At 71.6% G+C, this 19505-nt stretch carries 16 protein-coding genes; 4 read left to right on the forward strand and 12 right to left on the reverse strand.

All coding sequences use genetic code 11. The annotated features are described in order from the left end of the window. Positions 1-526 precede the first annotated feature (526 nt). The 3 genes from MUK52_RS08090 to thyX form a co-directional block, all read right to left on the reverse strand. Positions 527-2212 carry a ribonuclease J gene (locus MUK52_RS08090; RefSeq protein WP_284575339.1) on the reverse strand — a complete coding sequence of 562 codons (1686 nt, stop codon included), beginning with the start codon at positions 2210-2212 and terminating at the stop codon, positions 527-529. A gap of 133 nt (positions 2213-2345) precedes the next feature. Next, on the reverse strand, positions 2346-3245 hold the full coding sequence (gene dapA / locus MUK52_RS08095; protein ID WP_114054458.1) for a 4-hydroxy-tetrahydrodipicolinate synthase: 900 nt from the start codon (positions 3243-3245) through the stop codon (positions 2346-2348). A gap of 249 nt (positions 3246-3494) precedes the next feature. Next, complete coding sequence (gene thyX / locus MUK52_RS08100) at positions 3495-4235, reverse strand: FAD-dependent thymidylate synthase (RefSeq protein WP_114054457.1); 741 nt, start codon at positions 4233-4235, stop codon at positions 3495-3497. Positions 4236-4469: 234 nt separating this feature from the next. Between thyX and MUK52_RS08105 the strand changes: the two genes are divergently transcribed. Beyond that, the gene (locus MUK52_RS08105) at positions 4470-4709 is read left to right on the forward strand and encodes a hypothetical protein (protein ID WP_284575341.1); all 240 of its coding nucleotides are present in this window, start codon (positions 4470-4472) and stop codon (positions 4707-4709) included. Between the two features lie 48 nt (positions 4710-4757). Continuing rightward, positions 4758-5318: an SCO5741 family PH domain-containing membrane protein gene (locus tag MUK52_RS08110; RefSeq protein WP_114054455.1), complete on the forward strand. Its 561-nt coding sequence runs from the start codon at positions 4758-4760 to the stop codon at positions 5316-5318. A gap of 34 nt (positions 5319-5352) precedes the next feature. Here MUK52_RS08110 and MUK52_RS08115 read toward each other — a convergent pair whose 3' ends face one another. From MUK52_RS08115 to eccD, 6 genes are all read right to left on the reverse strand, one after another. After that, positions 5353-5832 carry a tetratricopeptide repeat protein gene (locus MUK52_RS08115; protein WP_114054454.1) on the reverse strand — a complete coding sequence of 160 codons (480 nt, stop codon included), beginning with the start codon at positions 5830-5832 and terminating at the stop codon, positions 5353-5355. Between the two features lie 16 nt (positions 5833-5848). Next, the gene (gene dapB / locus MUK52_RS08120; RefSeq protein ID WP_114054453.1) at positions 5849-6604 is read right to left on the reverse strand and encodes a 4-hydroxy-tetrahydrodipicolinate reductase; all 756 of its coding nucleotides are present in this window, start codon (positions 6602-6604) and stop codon (positions 5849-5851) included. 120 nt (positions 6605-6724) lie between these two features. Further along, a complete protein-coding gene (locus MUK52_RS08125) occupies positions 6725-8104 on the reverse strand; it encodes a M16 family metallopeptidase (RefSeq protein ID WP_114054452.1) in 1380 nt (459 codons plus the stop codon). Then, entirely contained in the window at positions 8101-10323 is a 2223-nt protein-coding gene (locus tag MUK52_RS08130; protein ID WP_114054451.1) for a polyribonucleotide nucleotidyltransferase, read from the reverse strand. The genes MUK52_RS08125 and MUK52_RS08130 overlap by 4 nt, the downstream gene beginning before the upstream one ends. Positions 10324-10631: 308 nt before the next feature. After that, a complete protein-coding gene (rpsO, locus tag MUK52_RS08135; RefSeq protein WP_114054450.1) occupies positions 10632-10919 on the reverse strand; it encodes a 30S ribosomal protein S15 in 288 nt (95 codons plus the stop codon). Between the two features lie 172 nt (positions 10920-11091). Then, positions 11092-12597: a type VII secretion integral membrane protein EccD gene (gene eccD, locus MUK52_RS08140; RefSeq protein ID WP_114054449.1), complete on the reverse strand. Its 1506-nt coding sequence runs from the start codon at positions 12595-12597 to the stop codon at positions 11092-11094. A 206-nt stretch (positions 12598-12803) separates the two neighbouring features. On the opposite strand from eccD, the gene eccCa reads away from it, so the two are divergent. Both eccCa and MUK52_RS08150 read left to right on the forward strand, forming a co-directional pair. Next, positions 12804-16769 carry a type VII secretion protein EccCa gene (eccCa, locus tag MUK52_RS08145; protein WP_284575347.1) on the forward strand — a complete coding sequence of 1322 codons (3966 nt, stop codon included), beginning with the start codon at positions 12804-12806 and terminating at the stop codon, positions 16767-16769. Between the two features lie 174 nt (positions 16770-16943). Beyond that, entirely contained in the window at positions 16944-17189 is a 246-nt protein-coding gene (locus tag MUK52_RS08150; protein ID WP_114054447.1) for a DUF397 domain-containing protein, read from the forward strand. 128 nt (positions 17190-17317) lie between these two features. On the opposite strand, the gene MUK52_RS08155 is transcribed toward MUK52_RS08150, so the two are convergent. The 3 genes from MUK52_RS08155 to mycP all read right to left on the reverse strand — a co-directional run bounded on the left by MUK52_RS08155 (position 17318) and on the right by mycP (position 19495). After that, positions 17318-17626 (reverse strand): WXG100 family type VII secretion target, encoded by a 309-nt coding sequence (locus MUK52_RS08155; protein ID WP_114054446.1) that lies wholly within the window; start codon positions 17624-17626, stop codon positions 17318-17320. Between the two features lie 51 nt (positions 17627-17677). Further along, positions 17678-18022 carry a WXG100 family type VII secretion target gene (locus MUK52_RS08160; RefSeq protein WP_114054445.1) on the reverse strand — a complete coding sequence of 115 codons (345 nt, stop codon included), beginning with the start codon at positions 18020-18022 and terminating at the stop codon, positions 17678-17680. Positions 18023-18238: 216 nt separating this feature from the next. Beyond that, positions 18239-19495, reverse strand: a complete 1257-nt coding sequence (gene mycP / locus MUK52_RS08165; protein WP_284575348.1) for a type VII secretion-associated serine protease mycosin — start codon at positions 19493-19495, stop codon at positions 18239-18241. Positions 19496-19505 lie beyond the last annotated feature (10 nt).

Consider the following 19505-nt stretch of genomic DNA (forward strand, 5'->3'; position numbering starts at 1 on the left):
TTGCCTGCAAGCACTTCCAGAGGAAGCCTCACAGGTCTTTTTCAAAGGAACCTCATCCACCGGAGTGGACGGGGTATCAACTTCTGGCGTTGATTTTTGGCACGCTGTTGAGTTCTCAAGGAACGGACGCTTCCTTTGTACTCACCCGCAGTAACACTTACTGGGGCTTTCCTCGGGGCTTTCGTTCTTCTTTCTTGCGTTTCCGACTCTATCAGAGTCTTTCGCGCTCCGCCTTCCGGGGTTTTCGCTTTCGCGCTTTCCCTTTCCGGCGGTTCCAACCTTACCAGATCAATTCCGCGCCGTTTTCCGGATCGGATTCGAATTCGGTGGCCGCTGGAGGGCCTTTCCCTTTCGGGCGGGTCAGACTTTATCAGGTTTCCCCGGTGCTGATTCCCACCCGCCCGCGTACCCGTCCGGGCACATGTATGTGCCGCGGTTCGGTGCGGGGTGGAGCCGTAAACGTACTGGAGCGGGGCCCCCGATGCAAATCGGTTGCCCCGCTCCGGTGATTGTGCTGGTCCGGGCGTCAGACCTCGACGACGACCGGGAGGATCATCGGCCGGCGGCGGTAGCCGTCCGAGACCCACTTGCCGACCGTGCGGCGGATGAGCTGCTGGATCTGGTGCGGCTCGGCGACGCCGTCGGCGGCGGCGCGCGCGATGGCCTCCTCGATCTTCGGGAGCACCGCGGTGAACGCGGAGTCCTCGATGCCGGAGCCGCGGGCCTGGATGTTCGGGCCGCTCACGACCTTGCCCGTGGTGCTGTCCACCACGACGTACACCGAGATGATGCCCTCTTCGCCGAGGATGCGGCGGTCCTTGAGGGAGGTCTCCGTGACGTCGCCGACCGAGAGGCCGTCCACGTACACGTAGCCCGCCTGGACCTTGCCGGAGATCCGGGCCTTGCCGTCGACCAAGTCGACGACCACGCCGTCCTCGGCGATGACGATGCGGTCCTTCGGGACGCCCGTCATCGCGCCGAGCTCGGCGTTGGCGCGCAGGTGGCGCCACTCGCCGTGGACCGGCATGAGGTTCTTCGGCTTGCAGATGTTGTAGAAGTACAGCAGCTCGCCGGCGGAGGCGTGGCCCGAGACGTGCACCTTGGCGTTGCCCTTGTGCACGACGTTGGCGCCCCAGCGGGTCAGGCCGTTGATCACGCGGTAGACCGCGTTCTCGTTGCCGGGGATCAGGGACGACGCGAGGATCACCGTGTCGCCGGGGACGATCCGGATCTGGTGGTCGCGGTTCGCCATGCGGGACAGGGCCGCCATCGGCTCGCCCTGCGAGCCCGTACAGACGAGCACGACCTCGTCGTCCGGCAGGTCGTCCAGCGTCTTGACGTCCACGACGAGGCCCTGCGGGACGCGCAGGTAGCCCAGGTCGCGGGCGATGCCCATGTTGCGGACCATCGAGCGGCCCACGAACGCGACGCGGCGGCCGTACTCGTGCGCCGCGTCCAGGACCTGCTGGATGCGGTGGACGTGGCTCGCGAAGCTCGCCACGATGATCCGCCGCTGTGCGCCCGCGAAGACGCCGCGGATCACGTTCGAGATGTCGCGCTCCGGCGGGACGAAGCCCGGGACCTCGGCGTTCGTCGAGTCCGACAGGAGGAGGTCGATGCCCTCCTCGCTCAGCCGCGCGAACGCGTGCAGGTCGGTCAGCCGGTTGTCCATCGGGAGCTGGTCCATCTTGAAGTCGCCGGTGGCGACGACCAGGCCCGCGGGCGTGCGGATGGCGACGGCCAGCGCGTCCGGGATGGAGTGGTTCACCGCGATGAACTCGCAGTCGAAGACGCCCAGGTTCTCCCGGTCCCCCTCCTTCACCTCAAGGGTGTAGGGACGGATGCGGTGCTCCTGGAGCTTCGCCTCGATCAGCGCGAGCGTCAGCTTCGAACCGATCAGCGGGATGTCCGGCTTCTCCCGCAGGAGGTAGGGCACCGCGCCGATGTGGTCCTCGTGGCCGTGCGTGAGGACGATGCCCTCGATGTCGTCCAGGCGGTCCCGGATGGACGAGAAGTCCGGCAGGATCAGGTCGATGCCCGGCTGCTCCTCCTCGGGGAAGAGCACGCCGCAGTCGACGATCAGCAGTCGGCCGTCGAACTCGAAGACGGTCATGTTGCGGCCGATCTCGCCGAGGCCGCCCAGCGGGGTGACGCGCAGGCCGCCCTGGGGAAGCTTCGGCGGCGGGCCGAGCTCGGGGTGCGGATGGCTCAAAAGTCTCTCCTCACCACGCACGCCACGGGCCGTCTCGTCAGGCGCGTGGCGGGCATGTCAGTCGTGCAAGCGTGCACGTGCATGTGTCTGTGTCTGTGTTCTCGGTCTTGCTATTCAGTTGTGAAGTCCGTTGTCAGAGCTGTACCCCGCCGGCGGCAAGATCGATCTTGAGCCGGGCCGTCTCCTCCGCGGTCAGCTCGACCAGCGGGAGCCGCAGCGGGCCGGCCGGCAGTCCCCGGAGGTTCAGCGCGCCCTTGGTGGTGATCACACCCTGGGTGCGGAACATGCCGGTGTAGACGGGGAGCAGCTTCTGGTGGATCTCCGTCGCCTTCTGGACGTCGCCCGCGGTGTGGGCCTCCAGCATGGCCCGCAGCTCGGGGGCGACGACGTGGCCGACTACGGAGACGAAGCCGGCGGCGCCCACCGAGAGGAGCGGCAGGTTCAGCATGTCGTCGCCGGAGTACCAGGCGAGGCCGCTGCGGGCGATGGCCCAGCTGGCTGCGGCCAGGTCTCCCTTGGCGTCCTTGTTGGCGACGATGCGGGGGTGCTCGGCCAGGCGCACCAGGGTCTCGGTGTCGATGGGGACGCCGGTGCGGCCGGGGATGTCGTAGAGCATCACCGGGAGGCCGGTGGCGTCGGCGATGGCCGTGAAGTGCCGGTAGAGGCCCTCCTGCGGCGGCTTGTTGTAGTAGGGGGTCACGGCCAGCAGGCCGTGGGCTCCGGTGCGCTCGGCCTGGCGGGCGAGCTCCAGGGTGTGGCGGGTGTCGTTGGTGCCGATGCCGGCGACGACGTGGGCCCGATCTCCGACGGCCTCCAGGACGGCTCGTACGAGGTCGTTTTTCTCCGCATCGGTGGTGGTCGGGGACTCGCCGGTGGTCCCGTTGACGACGAGGCCGTCGTTGCCTGCGTCCACCAGGTGGACGGCGAGCTGCTGCGCGCCGTCGAGGTCGAGTGCGCCATCGGCCGTGAACGGCGTGATCATGGCGGTGAGGACCCGCCCGAAGGGGGTCTGCGGAGTCGAGATCGGAGCCATGGGTAACACGCTACTCGCTGCCATGGTCGCGGTGTCCCCTCGGGGGACGTGAAGGGTTGCGCGCCTCCCGGCGGCGGCCGGGAGGTGCGTGGAGGAGCCCGGCACTGCCTGCTCGGGGGTTCAAGCAGTGCCGGGTCCGTTTGATCAGCCTAGATGAACTTTCCGAAACGTCGCAATACGGACACTTCGGACTTGGGCTGGAACATGTGTGCGTATCTGCCCATTCGCCCTGTTGCAGGGGCGGCTCCGCTACGGGGCGACCCGCCCGTTGGCGTTGAACGCGGCGTACGTCAACGGCATCAGGGCGGCCCAGTGCTGCTCCATCTTCTCGCCGACCATCTCGATCTCCCGCTGCGGGAACGACGGCACGGCCGCCTGCTCGTGCTGCGTGCGCAGGCCCAGGAAGTGCATCAGGGAGCGCGCGTTGCACGTGGCGTACATCGACGAGAACAGGCCGACCGGCAGGACCGAACGGGCGACCTCGCGGGCCACGCCCGCGGCCAGCATCTCCTGGTACGCCTCGTAGGCCTGGCGGTACGACTCCTCCATCACCCGGCCCGTCAGCGCCAGCTGCTCCTCGGTGCCCTCGACGAACACGTACTTGCCCGGACGGCCCTCCTGCACCAGCTTCCGCTCGGCGTCCGGCACGTAGAAGACCGGCTGGAGCTCGCGGTAGCGGCCCGACTCCTCGTTGTAGGACCAGCCCACGCGGTGCCGCATGAACTCGCGGAAGACGAAGATCGGGGCGCTGATGAAGAACGTCATCGAGTTGTGCTCGAAGGGGCTGCCGTGGCGGTCGCGCATCAGGTAGTTGATGAGCCCCTTGGAGCGCTCCGGGTCCTTCTGCAGCTCGTCGAGGGACTGCTCGCCGGCCGTCGAGACACGGGCGGCCCACAGCACGTCCGTGTCCGCGGCGGAGTGCTTGACCAGCTCGACCGTCACATCACTGCGGAAGCTGGGCTTGGGGACGGGGGCGGCGCTCTCGCTCACCGGGGATCCTTCCGGACGACTCACAGGGGGGCGCGCCCACTCTACGGCGCTCCCCGCGGGCCCCTGCGCACACGCCGTGCGGCGGGCTCGCCGCACGGACGGCCGCCGACGGTCGGGGGAATCCGCGAGATGTCCCGAAATCCGGGCACCAAACGGGCGGTTCGCACGTCTATCCGTGTGAGCCGCCCCCGCTCCGCCCCCCGCAGCCGCCCTTCGACCGCCAGGAGAGTTCCGATGCCCCGCCGGCGCGAGCCCGTACCGTTCGCCTTCGTGGCCGAGGCCGACCGGTTCCGCAGCAACGTCACCCCGCCGCCCCGCGAGGCCCCGGGCAGGACCCAGAGGGCTGCCCGCGGCCTGGTCGGGCTGGCGTTGGCGGCCGGGCTCCTCGCCTCGCTGCTGCTGGGCGTCGAGGCGCTCCGGCCGGAGCACGCGTCCGCCACGTCGCAGCAGTCCGGGTCCTCCGCGGGGCGGTAGCCTCACGGACAAGCCCAACCCGAACGTGCATGTGAGTGAGGTCCCGCCGTGCCCCTGCCCTTCCTGACGGCCGACGGCGCGTTCGACGCGCAAGACGACGCCCACGACGGCCCCCTCGCGCACGACGACCGCGACCGCTGGCGGCGGCCCTACCGGCCCGGGCCCTGGCGGGTGGCCGGCTCGGCGGTGCTGCTCCTGCTGTCGGCGTTCATGCTGCTCGCCACGATGATCATCGCGTTCGCGGGGACCTGGGGCGGGGCCGCCGTGTGCCTGGCGGCTGCGCTCAGCGTGATCGCGCTCGCCCTGCGGATCCTGAGGGCCGGCGTCTGGGTGAGCCGGACCGGGCTGCGCCGGGTCGGACTCCTCACGACGCGCACCCTCGCCTGGGGGGACGTCACGGAGATCCGGACGGTGCAGCAGCCCGTGCGCTGGCTGGGGCTGCCGCGGACGGTGCAGGGCCAGGCGCTGACGGCGGCCGTGCGGGACGGCGCCGCCATGGTCCTGGCGACCGACCGGAACGCGGACTTCCTCTCCCGCGGCGAGGCCTTCGACCGGGCCGCGGACCTGGTCGCCGCCTGGGCGGACGAGTCCCGGGCCGTGCCGGCCTGAGCCGCCCCGCGCACCGGACCGGAGCCCGTACGGGTCAGGCCCTCCCCCGGCTGGCGCTGGGAGGTGCCCCCATGGGCTTCCTGTCGTGCAGGGCGATGGCCCGCTGCATGGCCTTGCGGGCCCGCGGGGTGTCGCGGGCGTCGTGGTAGGCGACCGCGAGGCGGAACCAGTTGCGCCAGTCCCCCGGCTCGTCCTCCGTCTCGGCCTTGCGGCGCGCGAAGACCTCGTCCGCGGAGTCACGCCGGATCCGCCCGTACTCGTCCCGCTCCAACTCGTCCACCGGCAGGCCGCCCTCGGCCTCCAACTCGGCCGCGAGCCGGTTGGCCCGGGTCACGAAGCGGGTGTTCATCCACAGGAACCACACGCCGATGACGGGCAGGACGAGCACGGCCGTGCCGAAGGCGACGGTCAGCCAGGTGCCCTGCCGGATCAGCAGCAGGCCCCGGCTGCCGACCAGGACGAAGTAGACGGCCAGTACGGCGGCCGTGACGATGTAGGTGATCTTCGCGCGCATGGGTGTTGCCTGCTCGTCAGCCGAGGTCGAGGAAGTTTTCCAGGCCGAAGGTCAGGCCCGGGGTGGTCGCCACGCGCCGCGCGCCGAGCAGGATGCCCGGCATGAAGCTGCTGTGGTGCAGGGAGTCGTGGCGGATGGTGAGGGTCTCGCCCTCGCCGCCGAGGAGCACCTCCTGGTGGGCGAGGAGCCCGCGCAGCCGGATGGCGTGCACCGGGACGCCGTCGACGTCCGCGCCGCGCGCCCCGTCCAGGGCGGTGGCGGTGGCGTCCGGCTGCGGGGCGCAGCCGGCCTCGGCGCGGGCGGCCGCGATGAGCTGGGCCGTCCGGGTGGCCGTGCCGGAGGGGGCGTCGACCTTGTTCGGGTGGTGCAGCTCGACAACCTCGACGGATTCGAAGTAGCGGGCGGCCTGGGCGGCGAACTTCATGGTCAGGACGGCGCCGATGGAGAAGTTCGGGGCGATGAGGACGCCGGTCTCGGGCGAGCCGGCGAGCCAGCCGCGCAGCTGGGCGAGGCGGTCGTCGGTCCAGCCGGTGGTGCCGACGACGGCGTGGATGCCGTGGCGGATGCAGAAGTCGAGGTTGCCCATGACGGAGGCCGGGGTGGTCAGCTCGACGGCGACCTGGGCGCCCGTCTCGGCCAGCGTCTCCAGCTTGTCGCCCCGGGTGAGGGCGGCGACCAGTTCCATGTCCTCGGCGGCCTCGACGGCGCGGACGGCCTCGGACCCGATGCGGCCCTGTGCGCCGAGTACGGCGACCCGCAGCTTGCTGCTCATGCGTGCTTCCTTCGCTTCCCCTGGTCGTGGCGGCCGGGCCGCCGTGGCTGCGGGCGGGGTGCCGGCCCGCAGCCGCCCCGGGCGGGGCTGCTGCGGGCCGGCGTCCCCGCCGCGCACGTCTCAGGCCACCGCTTCGTCGAGGCGGGCGGCCTGCTTCTCCTTCAGCGGCCCTATCACCGCGAGCGACGGCCGCTGGGCCAGGACATCCTGTGCGACGGCGCGCACGTCGTCCGGCGTCACGGCGGCGATCCGGGCCAGCATCTCGTCGACCGACATCTGGTCGCCCCAGCACAGCTCGCTCTTGCCGATCCTGTTCATGATGGCGCCGGTGTCCTCCAGGCCGAGGACGGTGGAGCCGGACAGCTGGCCGACGGCCCGCTTGATCTCCTCGTCCGTGAGCCCCTCCGCGACGACCTTGTCGAGCTCGGCGCGGCAGATCCCCAGCACGTCGTGGACCTGGCTGGGCCGGCAGCCGGCGTACACGCCGAAGAGGCCGCTGTCGGCGAAGCCGGAGGTGTACGAGTACACGCTGTAGGCCAGGCCGCGCTTCTCCCGGACCTCCTGGAAGAGGCGGGAGGACATGCCGCCGCCGAGGGCGGTGTTGAGCACGCCGAGCGCCCAGCGGCGCTCGTCGGTGCGGGCGAGGCCCGGCATGCCGAGGACGACGTGGGCCTGCTCGGTCTTGCGGGCGACGAGGTCGACGCGGCCGGCGGTGCGGATCCGGCGGGCGCCGCCGCGCGGGCCGATCGGCTCGGCGTCGGTCCGTCCGAGGGCCCCGGCCTTCTCGAAGGCGGCACGGACCTGGCGGACGACCTTGTTGTGGTCGACGTTGCCCGCCGCGGCCACCACCAGGTGGGTGGGGTCGTAGTGCTTCCTGTAGAAGCGGCGGATCCGGTCCGCGCCGAGGGCGTTGATCGTGTCGACGGTGCCGAGGACGGGGCGGCCGAGCGGGGTGTCCCCGTACATGGTGTGCGCGAACAGGTCGTGCACGCAGTCGCCCGGGTCGTCCTCGGTCATGGCGATCTCTTCGAGGATCACGCCGCGCTCGGCGTCGACGTCCTCCTCGCGGATCAGCGAGCCGGTCAGCATGTCGCAGACGACGTCGATGGCCAGCGGCAGGTCGGTGTCGAGCACCCGTGCGTAGTAGCAGGTGTACTCCTTCGCCGTGAAGGCGTTCATCTCCCCGCCGACCGCGTCGATCGCGGAGGAGATGTCGAGGGCGGTCCGCTTGCGGGTGCCCTTGAAGAGGAGGTGCTCCAGGTAGTGGGTGGCGCCGTTCAGGGCGGGCGTCTCGTCGCGCGAGCCGACGTGCGCCCAGATGCCGAAGGTGGCGGAGCGGACGGAGGGCAGCGTCTCGGTGACGATGCGCAGTCCGCCGGGCAGGACGGTGCGCCGGACGGTGCCGATGCCGTTGTCGCCCTTGAGGAGGGTTTGGGTACGGGCGACGGCCCGCCCCTCGGAGGAGGGGCGGGCCGTCACACGGGAACTACGCGACGTCACTTGTCGGAGTCGTCCTTGTCGGCGTCGTCGGCGGCGTCCTCACCCTCGATCACGGGGATCAGGGAGAGCTTGCCGCGCTGGTCGATCTCGGCGATCTCGACCTGGACCTTGGCGCCGACCGCGAGCACGTCCTCGACGTTCTCCACGCGCTTGCCGCCGGCGAGCTTGCGGATCTGCGAGATGTGCAGCAGGCCGTCCTTGCCCGGGAGCAGGGAGACGAAGGCACCGAAGGTCGTGGTCTTGACGACCGTGCCCAGGTAGCGCTCGCCGACCTCCGGCATGGTCGGGTTGGCGATGCCGTTGATCGTGGCGCGGGCGGCCTCGGCGGCCGGGCCGTCGGCGGCACCGATGTAGATGGTGCCGTCGTCCTCGATCGTGATCTCGGCGCCGGTGTCCTCCTGGATCTGGTTGATCATCTTGCCCTTGGGGCCGATGACCTCGCCGATCTTGTCCACGGGGATCTTGACGGTGATGATCCGCGGGGCGTTGGGGGACATCTCGTCCGGCGTGTCGATCGCTTCCATCATCACGTCGAGGATGTGGAGGCGGGCGTCGCGGGCCTGCTTGAGGGCCGCGGCCAGGACGGAGGCCGGGATGCCGTCCAGCTTGGTGTCGAGCTGGAGGGCGGTGACGAACTCCTTGGTGCCGGCGACCTTGAAGTCCATGTCGCCGAAGGCGTCCTCGGCACCGAGGATGTCGGTGAGGGCGACGTAGTGCGTCTTGCCGTCGATCTCCTGCGAGATCAGGCCCATGGCGATGCCGGCGACGGGGGCCTTCAGCGGCACACCGGCGTTCAGCAGCGACATGGTGGAGGCGCAGACCGAGCCCATCGACGTCGAGCCGTTGGAGCCGAGGGCCTCGGAGACCTGGCGGATCGCGTAGGGGAACTCCTCGCGGGTCGGGAGAACCGGCACGATCGCGCGCTCGGCGAGCGCGCCGTGGCCGATCTCGCGGCGCTTCGGCGAACCGACGCGGCCGGTCTCGCCGACGGAGTACGGCGGGAAGTTGTAGTTGTGCATGTAGCGCTTGCGGGTCACCGGGGAGAGGGTGTCCAGCTGCTGCTCCATGCGGAGCATGTTGAGGGTGGTGACGCCCAGGATCTGGGTCTCGCCACGCTCGAACAGCGCCGAGCCGTGCACCCGCGGGATGGCCTCGACCTCGGCGGCCAGGGTGCGGATGTCCGTGATGCCGCGGCCGTCGATGCGGACCTTGTCCTTGATGACGCGCTCGCGCACCAGGGCCTTGGTCAGGCTGCGGTACGCGGCGGAGATCTCCTTCTCGCGGCCTTCGAAGGCCGGGAGGAGCTTCTCGGCGGCGAGCTCCTTGACGCGGTCCAGCTCGGCCTCGCGGTCCTGCTTGCCCGCGATGGTCAGAGCCTGGGCGAGCTCGCCCTTGACCGCGGCCGAGAGGGCCTCGTACACGTCGTCCTGGTAGTCCAGGAAGACCGGGAACTCGCCCTCGGGCTTGGCGGCCTTGGCGGCGAGGTCGGCCTGGGCCTTGCAGAGGGTCTTGATGAACGGCTTGGCGGCCTCCAGGCCGGCCGCGACGACCTCCTCGGTCGGCGCCTCGGCGCCGCCCTTGACCAGCGCGATGGTCTTCTCGGTGGCCTCGGCCTCGACCATCATGATCGCGACGTCGCCGTCCTCCAGGACGCGGCCCGCGACGACCATGTCGAAGACGGCGTCCTCAAGCTCGCTGTGGGTCGGGAACGCGACCCACTGGCCCTTGATCAGCGCGACGCGGACGCCGCCGATGGGGCCGGAGAAGGGCAGGCCGGCCAGCTGGGTCGACGCGGACGCGGCGTTGATCGCGACGACGTCGTAGAGGTGGTCCGGGTTGAGCGCCATGATCGTGGCGACGACCTGGATCTCGTTGCGCAGGCCCTTCTTGAAGGACGGGCGCAGCGGGCGGTCGATCAGGCGGCAGGTGAGGATCGCGTCCTCGGAGGGGCGGCCCTCGCGGCGGAAGAAGGAGCCGGGGATCTTGCCGGCCGCGTACTGGCGCTCCTCGACGTCCACCGTGAGGGGGAAGAAGTCGAGCTGGTCCTTGGGCTTCTTCGACGCGGTGGTGGCGGACAGCACCATCGTGTCGTCGTCCAGGTAGGCGACGGCGGAGCCGGCGGCCTGGCGGGCCAGGCGGCCCGTCTCGAAGCGGATGGTGCGGGTGCCGAAGGTGCCGTTGTCGATGACGGCCTCGGCGTAGTGGGTCTCGTTCTCCACTAGCGTTTTCTCCATTTTCGTCGTCTCCGTCCGGGGCCCGTGTGGCTGCGGACGGTGGTGGAGAAGCGCTCCTTGCGTGCGGGCCGGTCTTCGATCGAAGTACCCGGTTCGGCGCCCGGCGGGCGTTCCGGGTACCACTACCGAGGACCGGCGGCGTGGGAGGGCGCTCCTCCTCTTCAGTTGTGCGCAGGTGCACTGAGCGGCTGTCTCCAGACTACAAAGCGTCCGGTACGGCGCGCACGTACAGCGGCGCGTACAGCAAAGGGAGCGGTCCCCCGAAAGGCGGGAACCGCTCCCCTCACAGCGACTTACTTGGCGCCGGCCGCACCGCGGCGGATGCCGAGGCGGTCGACCAGCGTACGGAAGCGCTGGATGTCCTTCTTGGCCAGGTACTGCAGCAGGCGGCGGCGCTGGCCGACCAGGATCAGCAGACCACGGCGGGAGTGGTGGTCGTGCTTGTGGGACTTCAGGTGCTCGGTGAGGTCCGAGATGCGCTTCGAGAGCATCGCCACCTGGACCTCGGGGGAGCCGGTGTCGCCCTCCTTGGTACCAAACTCAGCGATGATCTGCTTCTTCGTAGCGGCGTCGAGCGGCACGCGTTCTCCTTGGTTTTCGTGGCCACCGAGTGCCCCAGGTCGTAGTCTCTGGGGATCTTCCGTAACTCGGGAGGCGGGGTCCGCTGGGCGCAGTCCGCAGATCCCGGGGGATCCGGCGGACGCGTACACAAACGGCCGTCACACAGCGTACCAGGTGCCGTCCGGGCCGGTCTCAGCTGGTGAGCGAGCGGGCCCGGGCGTAGACGTCCAGGACGGCCAGGGCCAGCGGGAGCAGGCTGAGCAGGACGGCGGCCTCGGTGAGGTCCAGCGTGCGCCCCCAGAAGGGTGACAGACCCTTGCGGGGGATGACCAGTGCAATTCCGGCGAGGAGGGCCGCGCCGGCGGCGACCGCGGCCGACAGCCAGATGGTACGGAGGTCCAGGCCGCCGCGGTCGTGGAAGCGGGTGAGCTCCATGACGAGGTCGGCCGGCGGGTTGAGGGCCGTGCCGAGGACCAGCAGGGAGACGGCGGCGAGGCCGGCGGCGAGGGCGCACACCACCTGGGAGGTGTAGCGGAAGAGTCGGGCGCGCAGCAGCATGGCGAGTCCGGCGGCCAGGGCAAGGAGGCGGCCCCAGGTGTTGTCGGAGAAGCCGAGGACGACGGCGGAGCCGACGACGACGGCGGAGCAGCCGCCGACGAGGCCGAGGAGCATCTCGTGGCCGCGGCGGGCCTGGGTGGCGATGGCGTCGGCGTCGAGGGGGGCGGCGGGATCGCCCTGGTCGGGGCCGGCGGGGTCGCCGTACGGCTCGGTGTCGTGGCGGTCGGGGCTCTCGTAGTCCTCGACGGCGCTCTGCGGGGCGGCGTAGCCGACGGGCAGGCGGGCGAAGCGGGCGGAGAGGCCGGGCAGGAAGGCGACGAGGCCGATGGCGACGGGCGCGCAGACGGCGGCGGTGGCGGTGGCCGAGGCCTCGGTGAGGATCGCGCCGAAGGTGGCGAGGGTTCCGGTGGCGGCGAGGAAGGTCGCCGCGACGAACGGGGCGTCGCCGTTGGGCGTGAGGGCGACCAGGGCGACGGAGGCGACGAGGGCGCAGACGCAGCCGAGCAGGAACTGCAGGCGGCCGGGGCCCTGGCCGGCGGCGGGGGCGATGATGCCGGAGCCGGCGATCAGCAGGTGCGGCAGGGCGCCGAGGCCGAGGGCGACGGCGGAGCCGCGGTCGCCGTAGACCCGCGCGCGGACGCCGGCCGCGGCGGTCAGCAGGAGTCCGGCGGCGCCGGCGATGATGCCGGGCAGGCCGTGCATGTCGTGGCGGACCGGGTCGGCGTACCAGAGGACGAAGCCGAGCAGGACGAGCAGGACGGCGGCGCCGGCGAGGCCCGCGCCGCGCAGCATGTCGTCGTGCCAGCGGTGGCGGTCGCGCACCACGGCGGAGGCGACGGCGTCGGAGACGTCGTCGAAGACGGCGGGCGGCAGCGACTCGGCGAAGGGGCGCAGGCTCAGCACCTCGCCGTCGAGGACCTGCTGGGCGGCAAGCGTGCGGGCGCCGTCGAGGACGGTGCCGTCGCGGCGGACGAGGTGGAAGCCGGTGGGGGCGCCGACGGGCTGCGTCTGGCCGGTGAGGCGCAGCAGCTCCGGGTAGACGTCGGCGACGGCTATGTCCTCGGGGAGGGCGACGTCGATGCGGCTGTCGGGAGCCACGACGGTGACCCTGCAGAAGCCCGTCGTTGCGGCCGTACTCACCTGTGGGACCCCCTGGTTGGCGGAGCGGGAGCGACCCGCTGCCCTCTCGGATTCGCGGATGCGCATACTGCGCGGGCCACCCTACCGGGAGTGCGTACGACAGTCGGCAAGTAGGATCACCGTCGCGCGGGGGAGAGCCCCTTCGTGCCCGGGACTTGGGGCGCCGGCAGCAGCGTCCCGTCCGTTTTCGAGGGATTGATGCTCCGGTGAGTCAGATCGTCGTCAAACGCCCGCCGCGGTCCCTGCCGCCCGAAGTCCCCTCGGACGAGCTGAGGCTGGAGGCTCCGCCGGAACTCCCCCGGGGCCAGCAGGAGGGCATGCTGATGCAGCTCCTGCCGATGCTCGGCATGGGCTCGTCCGTCGTCTTCTTCTTCATGCCGGGTGCCGCGCCGTTCATGCGCATCATGGGCGTGCTGATGCTGGTGTCGACGGTGGCCATGGTGGTGGCCCAGCTGGTGCGCCACCGGCGCGGTACGCAGGGGCAAATGGCCGATGTGCGGCGCGACTACCTGAAGTACCTGGCGCAGACGCGCCGTCAGGTGCGGCGTACGGGGCGGCTGCAGCGCGACGCGCAGCTCTACCTGCACCCGGCTCCCGAGCAGTTGTGGTCGGTGGTCGCCGAGGGCTCGCGGCTGTGGGAGCGGCGCGTGGGCGACGAGGACTTCGCGCAGGCCCGGCTGGGGGTGGGCGCGCAGCGCCTGGCGACGCCGCTGGTCGCCCCGGACACGGCGCCGGTGGACGAGCTGGAGCCGCTGACGGCGGGCGCGATGCAGCGCTTCCTGAAGGTGCACTCCTCGCTGGACGGGCTTCCGGTGGCGGTCTCGATGCGGGCGTTCTACCACGTGACGGTGTCCGGCGAGCCCGAGTCGGCGCGCAGCACGGCCCGCGCGCTGGTGGCGCAGCTGGCGACGCTGCACTCCCCGGACGACATGGTGGTGGCCGTGGTGGCCGCGCCGGGCGCCGTCAAGGCGTGGGACTGGGTGAAGTGGCTGCCGCACACCCAGGTCCCCGGGCAGGTCGACGGGGCGGGCAGCAAGCGGCTGTTCGGCGACGACATCACCGAGGTCGAGCAGCTGCTGGCGCCGCGGCTGGACGGCCGGCCGCGGTTCAGCCGGGACGTCTCCCCCGTCCTGGACCAGCCGCACCTGGTCATCGTCCTCGACGCCGACTCCCGCGGCGGGCTCGTCCCGCCGGACTCCGCGTTCGCCGCGCCCGAGGGCCTGCAGGGCGTCACCATCGTCGAGGTCGTCGCGGGCGAGCTGGACGAGCCGCGCGGCGGGCTGTCGGTCGTGGTGCGGCCGGGGAGGCTGCGGCTGGAGTCGGGCGGCGGTGTCGCCTACGAGGGCGTCCCGGACACCCTGTCGCTGCCGGCGGCGGAGGCGCTGGCCCGGCAGCTGGCCCCGATGCGCACCGGCGGCGGGGACGACGACGAACCGCTGCTGGCGAACCTGGACTTCACCGACCTGCTGAACCTGGGCGACGCCGCCTCCATCGACGTGGCGCGGACCTGGCGGCCGCGGTCGGCCGGCGAGCGGCTGCGCGTGCCGATCGGTGTCGGCGAGGACGGCGCGCCCGTCATGCTGGACCTGAAGGAGGCCGCGCAGGAGGGCATGGGCCCGCACGGCCTGTGCGTCGGCGCGACCGGTTCCGGCAAGTCGGAGCTGCTGCGCACGCTGGTGCTGGGCCTGGCGGTCACGCACACGTCGGAGACGCTGAACTTCGTCCTCGCGGACTTCAAGGGCGGTGCGACGTTCACCGGCATGGGCCAGATGCCGCACGTCGCGGCGGTCATCACCAACCTGGCGGACGACCTGACCCTGGTCGACCGCATGGGCGACTCGATCCGCGGCGAGCTGCAGCGCCGCCAGGAGCTGCTGCGCGCGGCCGGCAACTACGCCAACATCCACGACTACGAGAAGGCGCGCGCGGCGGGTGCCCCGCTGGAGCCGCTGGCCTCGCTGGTGCTGGTCATCGACGAGTTCAGCGAGCTGCTGACGGCGAAGCCCGACTTCATCGACATGTTCATCCAGATCGGCCGCATCGGCCGGTCGCTGGGCGTGCACCTGCTGCTGGCCTCGCAGCGCCTGGAGGAGGGCAAGCTGCGCGGGCTGGACACGTACCTGTCGTACCGCATCGGCCTGCGCACCTTCTCGGCGGCGGAGTCGCGCACGGCGATCGGCGTGCCGGACGCCTACCACCTGCCGTCGGTGCCCGGATCGGGCTACCTGAAGTTCGGCACGGACGAGATGGTGCGGTTCAAGGCGGCGTACGTCTCGGGCACCTACCGCTCGGGCGGCCCCGACCTGTCGGTGGGCAGGTTCCCGGTGGAGCGGCGGCCCGCGCTGTTCACGGCGGCCCCGGTGCCGGTGGTGTACGCGGCGCCGGACCCGGCGTACCTCGCGGAGCAGCCGGAGCGGGAGGACGACGCCCTCGCCGACACGGTGCTGGACGTCATCGTGAGCCGGCTGGAGGGGCAGGGCGTGCCGGCCCACCAGGTGTGGCTGCCGCCGCTGGACCAGGCCCCGCCGCTGGACCAGCTGCTGCCGGCGCTCGCGCCGTCGGCGGAGCGGGGCCTGCACGCGGAGGGGTACACGCGGCCCGGCGGGCTCGTCGTGCCGCTCGGCCTGATCGACAAGCCGTTCGAGCAGCGGCGCGAGGTGCTGTACCGGGACTTCTCGGGTGCGGCGGGCCACATGATGGTCGTCGGCGGCCCGCAGTCGGGCAAGTCGACCCTGATGCGGACGCTCATCTCCTCGTTCGCGCTGACGCACACGCCCCGCGAGGTGCAGTTCTACGGTCTCGACTTCGGCGGCGGCGGCATGTCGGCGGTGGCGGAGCTGCCGCACGTCGGCGGGATCGCCTCGCGCCTGGACCCGGAGCGGGTGCGGCGCACGGTCGCCGAGGTCGGCGGGATCCTCAACCGCCGGGAGGAGTTCTTCCGCGCGCACGGCATCGACTCGATCGGCACCTACCGGCGCAAGCGTGCCGCGGGCGAGCTGCCCGGCGAGCCGTGGGGCGACGTCTTCCTCGTCATCGACGGCTGGGGCGGCTTCCGCGGGGAGTACGAGGGCCTGGAGCAGGTGGTCACGGACATCGCCTCGCGCGGCCTGGGCTACGGCATCCACGTGGTCATCACCGCGGCCCGATACATGGAGGTGCGGGCCGCGCTGAAGGACCAGATGCTGGGCCGGCTGGAGCTGCGGCTCGGCGACGTCATGGACTCCGAGTTCGACCGTAAGGTCGCCGCGAACGTGCCGACGGGGATGCCCGGCCGCGGCCAGGTCCCGGAGAAGCTGCACTTCCTGGCCGCGCTGCCGCGGATCGACGGCTCGCACGATCCGGAGACCCTCTCGGACGCCACGGGGGCCTTCGTCTCGGCGGTCAAGCAGCACTGGGCCGGCCAGGCCGCGCCGGGCGTGCGGCTGCTGCCGCGGCTGCTGCACGCGGACCAGCTGCCGGGCGGCGCGGAGTTCCCCGGGCGCGGGATCGCGATCGGCATCGACGAGACCGCCCTGGAGCCGGTGTTCGTCGACTTCGAGACCGACCCGTTCCTCCTCGTCTTCGGCGAGAGCGAGTCGGGCAAGACGAACCTGCTGCGGCTCATCGCGCAGCAGATCTCGCAGCGGTACACCCCGGACCAGGCGCGGCTCGTCGTCGGCGACTACCGGCGCACCCTGCTGGGGGCGCTGCCGGAGGAGCACCTGCTGGAGTACGCGCCGATGGCGGGCTCCCTCCAGATGCACATGGAGGCGCTGGCCGGGGTGTTCTCGCGCCGGCAGCCGCCGGACGACGTCACGCCGCAGCAGCTGCGGGACCGCAGCTGGTGGACGGGGCCCGACGTGTTCATCATCATCGACGACTTCGACCTGGTGGCGACCAGCCAGGGCAACCCGCTGGCCCCGCTCGTGGACTACCTGCCGTTCGCCCGCGACACGGGCGTGCGCTTCATCATCGCCCGGAACTCGGCGGGCGCCTCCCGCTCTCTGTACGAGCCGTTCATGCAGCGCATCAAGGAGCTGGGCGCGCAGGGCGTGGTCCTGTCGGGCGACCCGTCCGAGGGCGACCTGGTCGGGAACGTGCGGCCGCGGCCGATGCCGCCGGGGCGGGCGTACTTCTCCTCCCGCAAGCGCGGCACCTCGCTGGTCCAGCTGGGCCGGATGCCGGGGGCGTAGCGCTGCCGTACGCCAGGGGCCGGGTTCCGCACCTGCGGGGCCCGGCTCCGGTGCGTTGCGGCCCCGTCGCGGTCCCGGCGGGGGAAGATCGGCCGGAAAGGGTCCCGGGGGGCGCCGCGGGCACCGATAATCGGCAGCGGAAGATGGCCGAGGAGCCGACGGAAAGGCCGCGCAATGGGCACCCAGCAGGAGAAGGACGAGCTGTACGCGCTCGACATCAGCGGCGTGGAGTGGGAGGGCCCGCCCGGGACCAGCCCGGACGAGGAGCGGGTCGAGATCGCCCGGCTCCCCGAGGGCGCGGTGGCCATGCGGTCCTCCCTCGACCGGGAGACCGTGCTGCGGTACACGGCCGCCGAGTGGGAGGCCTTCGTACTGGGGGCCCGGGACGGCGAGTTCGACCTCGACCGAGGGCCGCACTGACACCGGTCGGCGGGCCGGTGCCGCCGGCCGGGCCGACAGCGCGGAAGGGGCGCGCCCGCTGCGGGCGCGCCCCTTCCGTGTGATCGGGAGCCGCGTGGCTCCGGAGGGAGCCGGATGGCTCGGGAGGCTCAGTAGGCCTCGGTGAACAGGCGCGAGGCCTTCACGTCGGTGGCGCGGTAGTCGCCCTTGCCGCGCTCGATGAGCTGGGCGACGGTCTCGAGCTGGCTCTTCATGTGCTCGGCCTTGCCCTTGTACTTGCCCTGGAGCTGGATGTACCCGTCGTGCGCCACACCGTCCCAGGTGTCGGTGACGACCTTCAGGGCCTGGTCCATCTCCTGCAGGTCCGTGACGATCTTCTTCGAGATGGCGCGGATGCGGTTGGCCATCTCCTGGACGCTCTCATACCGGACCCGGGTGGCGCCGTCGTTGCCGGCCATGTTCTTCTCCTTCGCGCTGTGCTGGGCTGGTGGGTGAGCGGCTCGGGCCGCTCAGATGCCGTTGAGGCCGGAGCTGTTGCCGCCCTGGCCGGCGGACGCCTGGACGGCCTTGAACGCGGCGCGCACGTCGTCGTCCTGCGCGTTGCTGAGGTTCTTGGTCTGGGCGACCGCGTTGTGCAGGACGCCGAGGAGGCGGCGGATCTCGTCGTGGTCCTCGTTGACCATCTTCTGGGCGGAGACGAAGCCGGACGCACCCACACCGGTCCAGCCGGCGCTCACCGTGGCGAGGATGTCGGCCAGTTCACGGGCCTGGGTGGTGACGGCGTTGGCCGTCGTCTCGATCTTGTTCTTCGCCTGGACGATCGGATCGTCTGCAAGTCCGAAATTGTTGCTCATCCGAAGCTCCTCACTTCTCAATTCGCCGGCAGAACCGGCGGACTGCGCGGCGGCGGAGCCGGAGATCCGGGCGCGGATACGAGCCGCGCGCCCCGGGAATCCCCCTCCGCCTCACGCGATCCCCCGATCACAGTCGTGAAGCCTGGTGTCACTCTAGCCAGTTCATGTCACAGCCCCAACACCGGTGGCCTGCTTCTGTCGATGAACTGTGACCGTTCACTGCAAACGGCCCCGGCGCCTGCGCGCGTCGCGCACGACGGTCGCCGTCGCCGCGGTCACGGCGACCAGCACGGCGCCGATGCCCAGAGCGTACGTGCCGAGGCGCTCCTGGCGCTCCTGCGCCGTCTCCGCCAGGTGCAGCACCGCGGGCTGCGGTGCTGCCGCCGGCGGAGGCCCCGGGTCCGGTACGGGCGCCTTCGGGCGCTCGTGGTCCTGGGTGAGGGCGCGCACCGGGTCGACGACGCCCCAACCCACGTAGTCGTCGCGGCCCTTGACGGTCCGTTCGGCGGTGCCCTGGATCTGCCAGACGATCTCCTGCGGCGTCCAGTCCGGGTGCTTGGCCTTCAGGAGCGCGGCCACGCCGGCGACGTACGGCGCGGAGAAGCTCGTGCCGTTGTCGATGCACTGGCCGAAGCCGGGGACGGTGGAGACCATGTCGACGCCCGGCGCGGCGACCCCGACGAAGTCGCCGGGCTGGGAGAACGCGGCGCGCTCGTTGTTGCGGTCCGAGGAGGCGACCGCGAGGACACCCGGGAACGCCGCCGGGTAGGTCTTGCGCTTCTCGCCGCTCATGCCGTCGTTGCCGGCCGAGGCGACGACGACGACCTTGGCGTCGAGGGCCCGCTGCACCGCCTTGGCCAGCTCGGAGTCGGCGGTCAGGGCGGCGTCGGTGTCCTGGGAGATGTTGACGACGTGCGCACCCTTGGCGACGGCGTGGTCGATGGCCTGGGCGAGGGACAGGGCGTTGCCCTTGCCCTGCCCGTCGTTCTGCCGGATCGGGATGACGACCGATTCGGGGGCCAGGCCGACGAAGCCGGTGCCGCTCTGCGGGCGGGCCGCGATCAGCCCGGCCACCTTGGTGCCGTGGCCGACGGTGTCGGCCGTCCCGTCGCCCTTGGGGTCGACGAAGTCCTTGCCGGCGCCGACGTCGAGGGCCCCTGCGAGCTGCGGGTTGACCCGGTCGACGCCGGTGTCGATGACGGCGACCCGGACCGGCTTGCCGTCCTTGCCCTTGCCCTTGGTGTGGGCCCACAGCTCGTCGAGCAGCAGCCGCTGCAGGGCCCAGGGCCGGTCGGCGATCTGCTTCTTCATCGGGAACGTGCACTCCCCCGCCCCGGCCAGGCCCAGCACGGGGGCGGACCCGGCGGAGGACGGGGTGTCGGCGGCCGTGGCGGGGCCCGCCGCGCAGCACAGGCCGGCCAGCGCGAGGGCGGGGGCGAGCAGGGCGCTGCGCCGGTACGGGTGGGCGGTCATCGGCAGCCTC

Origin of the sequence: Streptomyces sp. 2P-4, from assembly GCF_030167965.1 — a bacterium.
In the GTDB taxonomy this organism is placed as follows: domain Bacteria; phylum Actinomycetota; class Actinomycetes; order Streptomycetales; family Streptomycetaceae; genus Streptomyces; species Streptomyces globosus_A.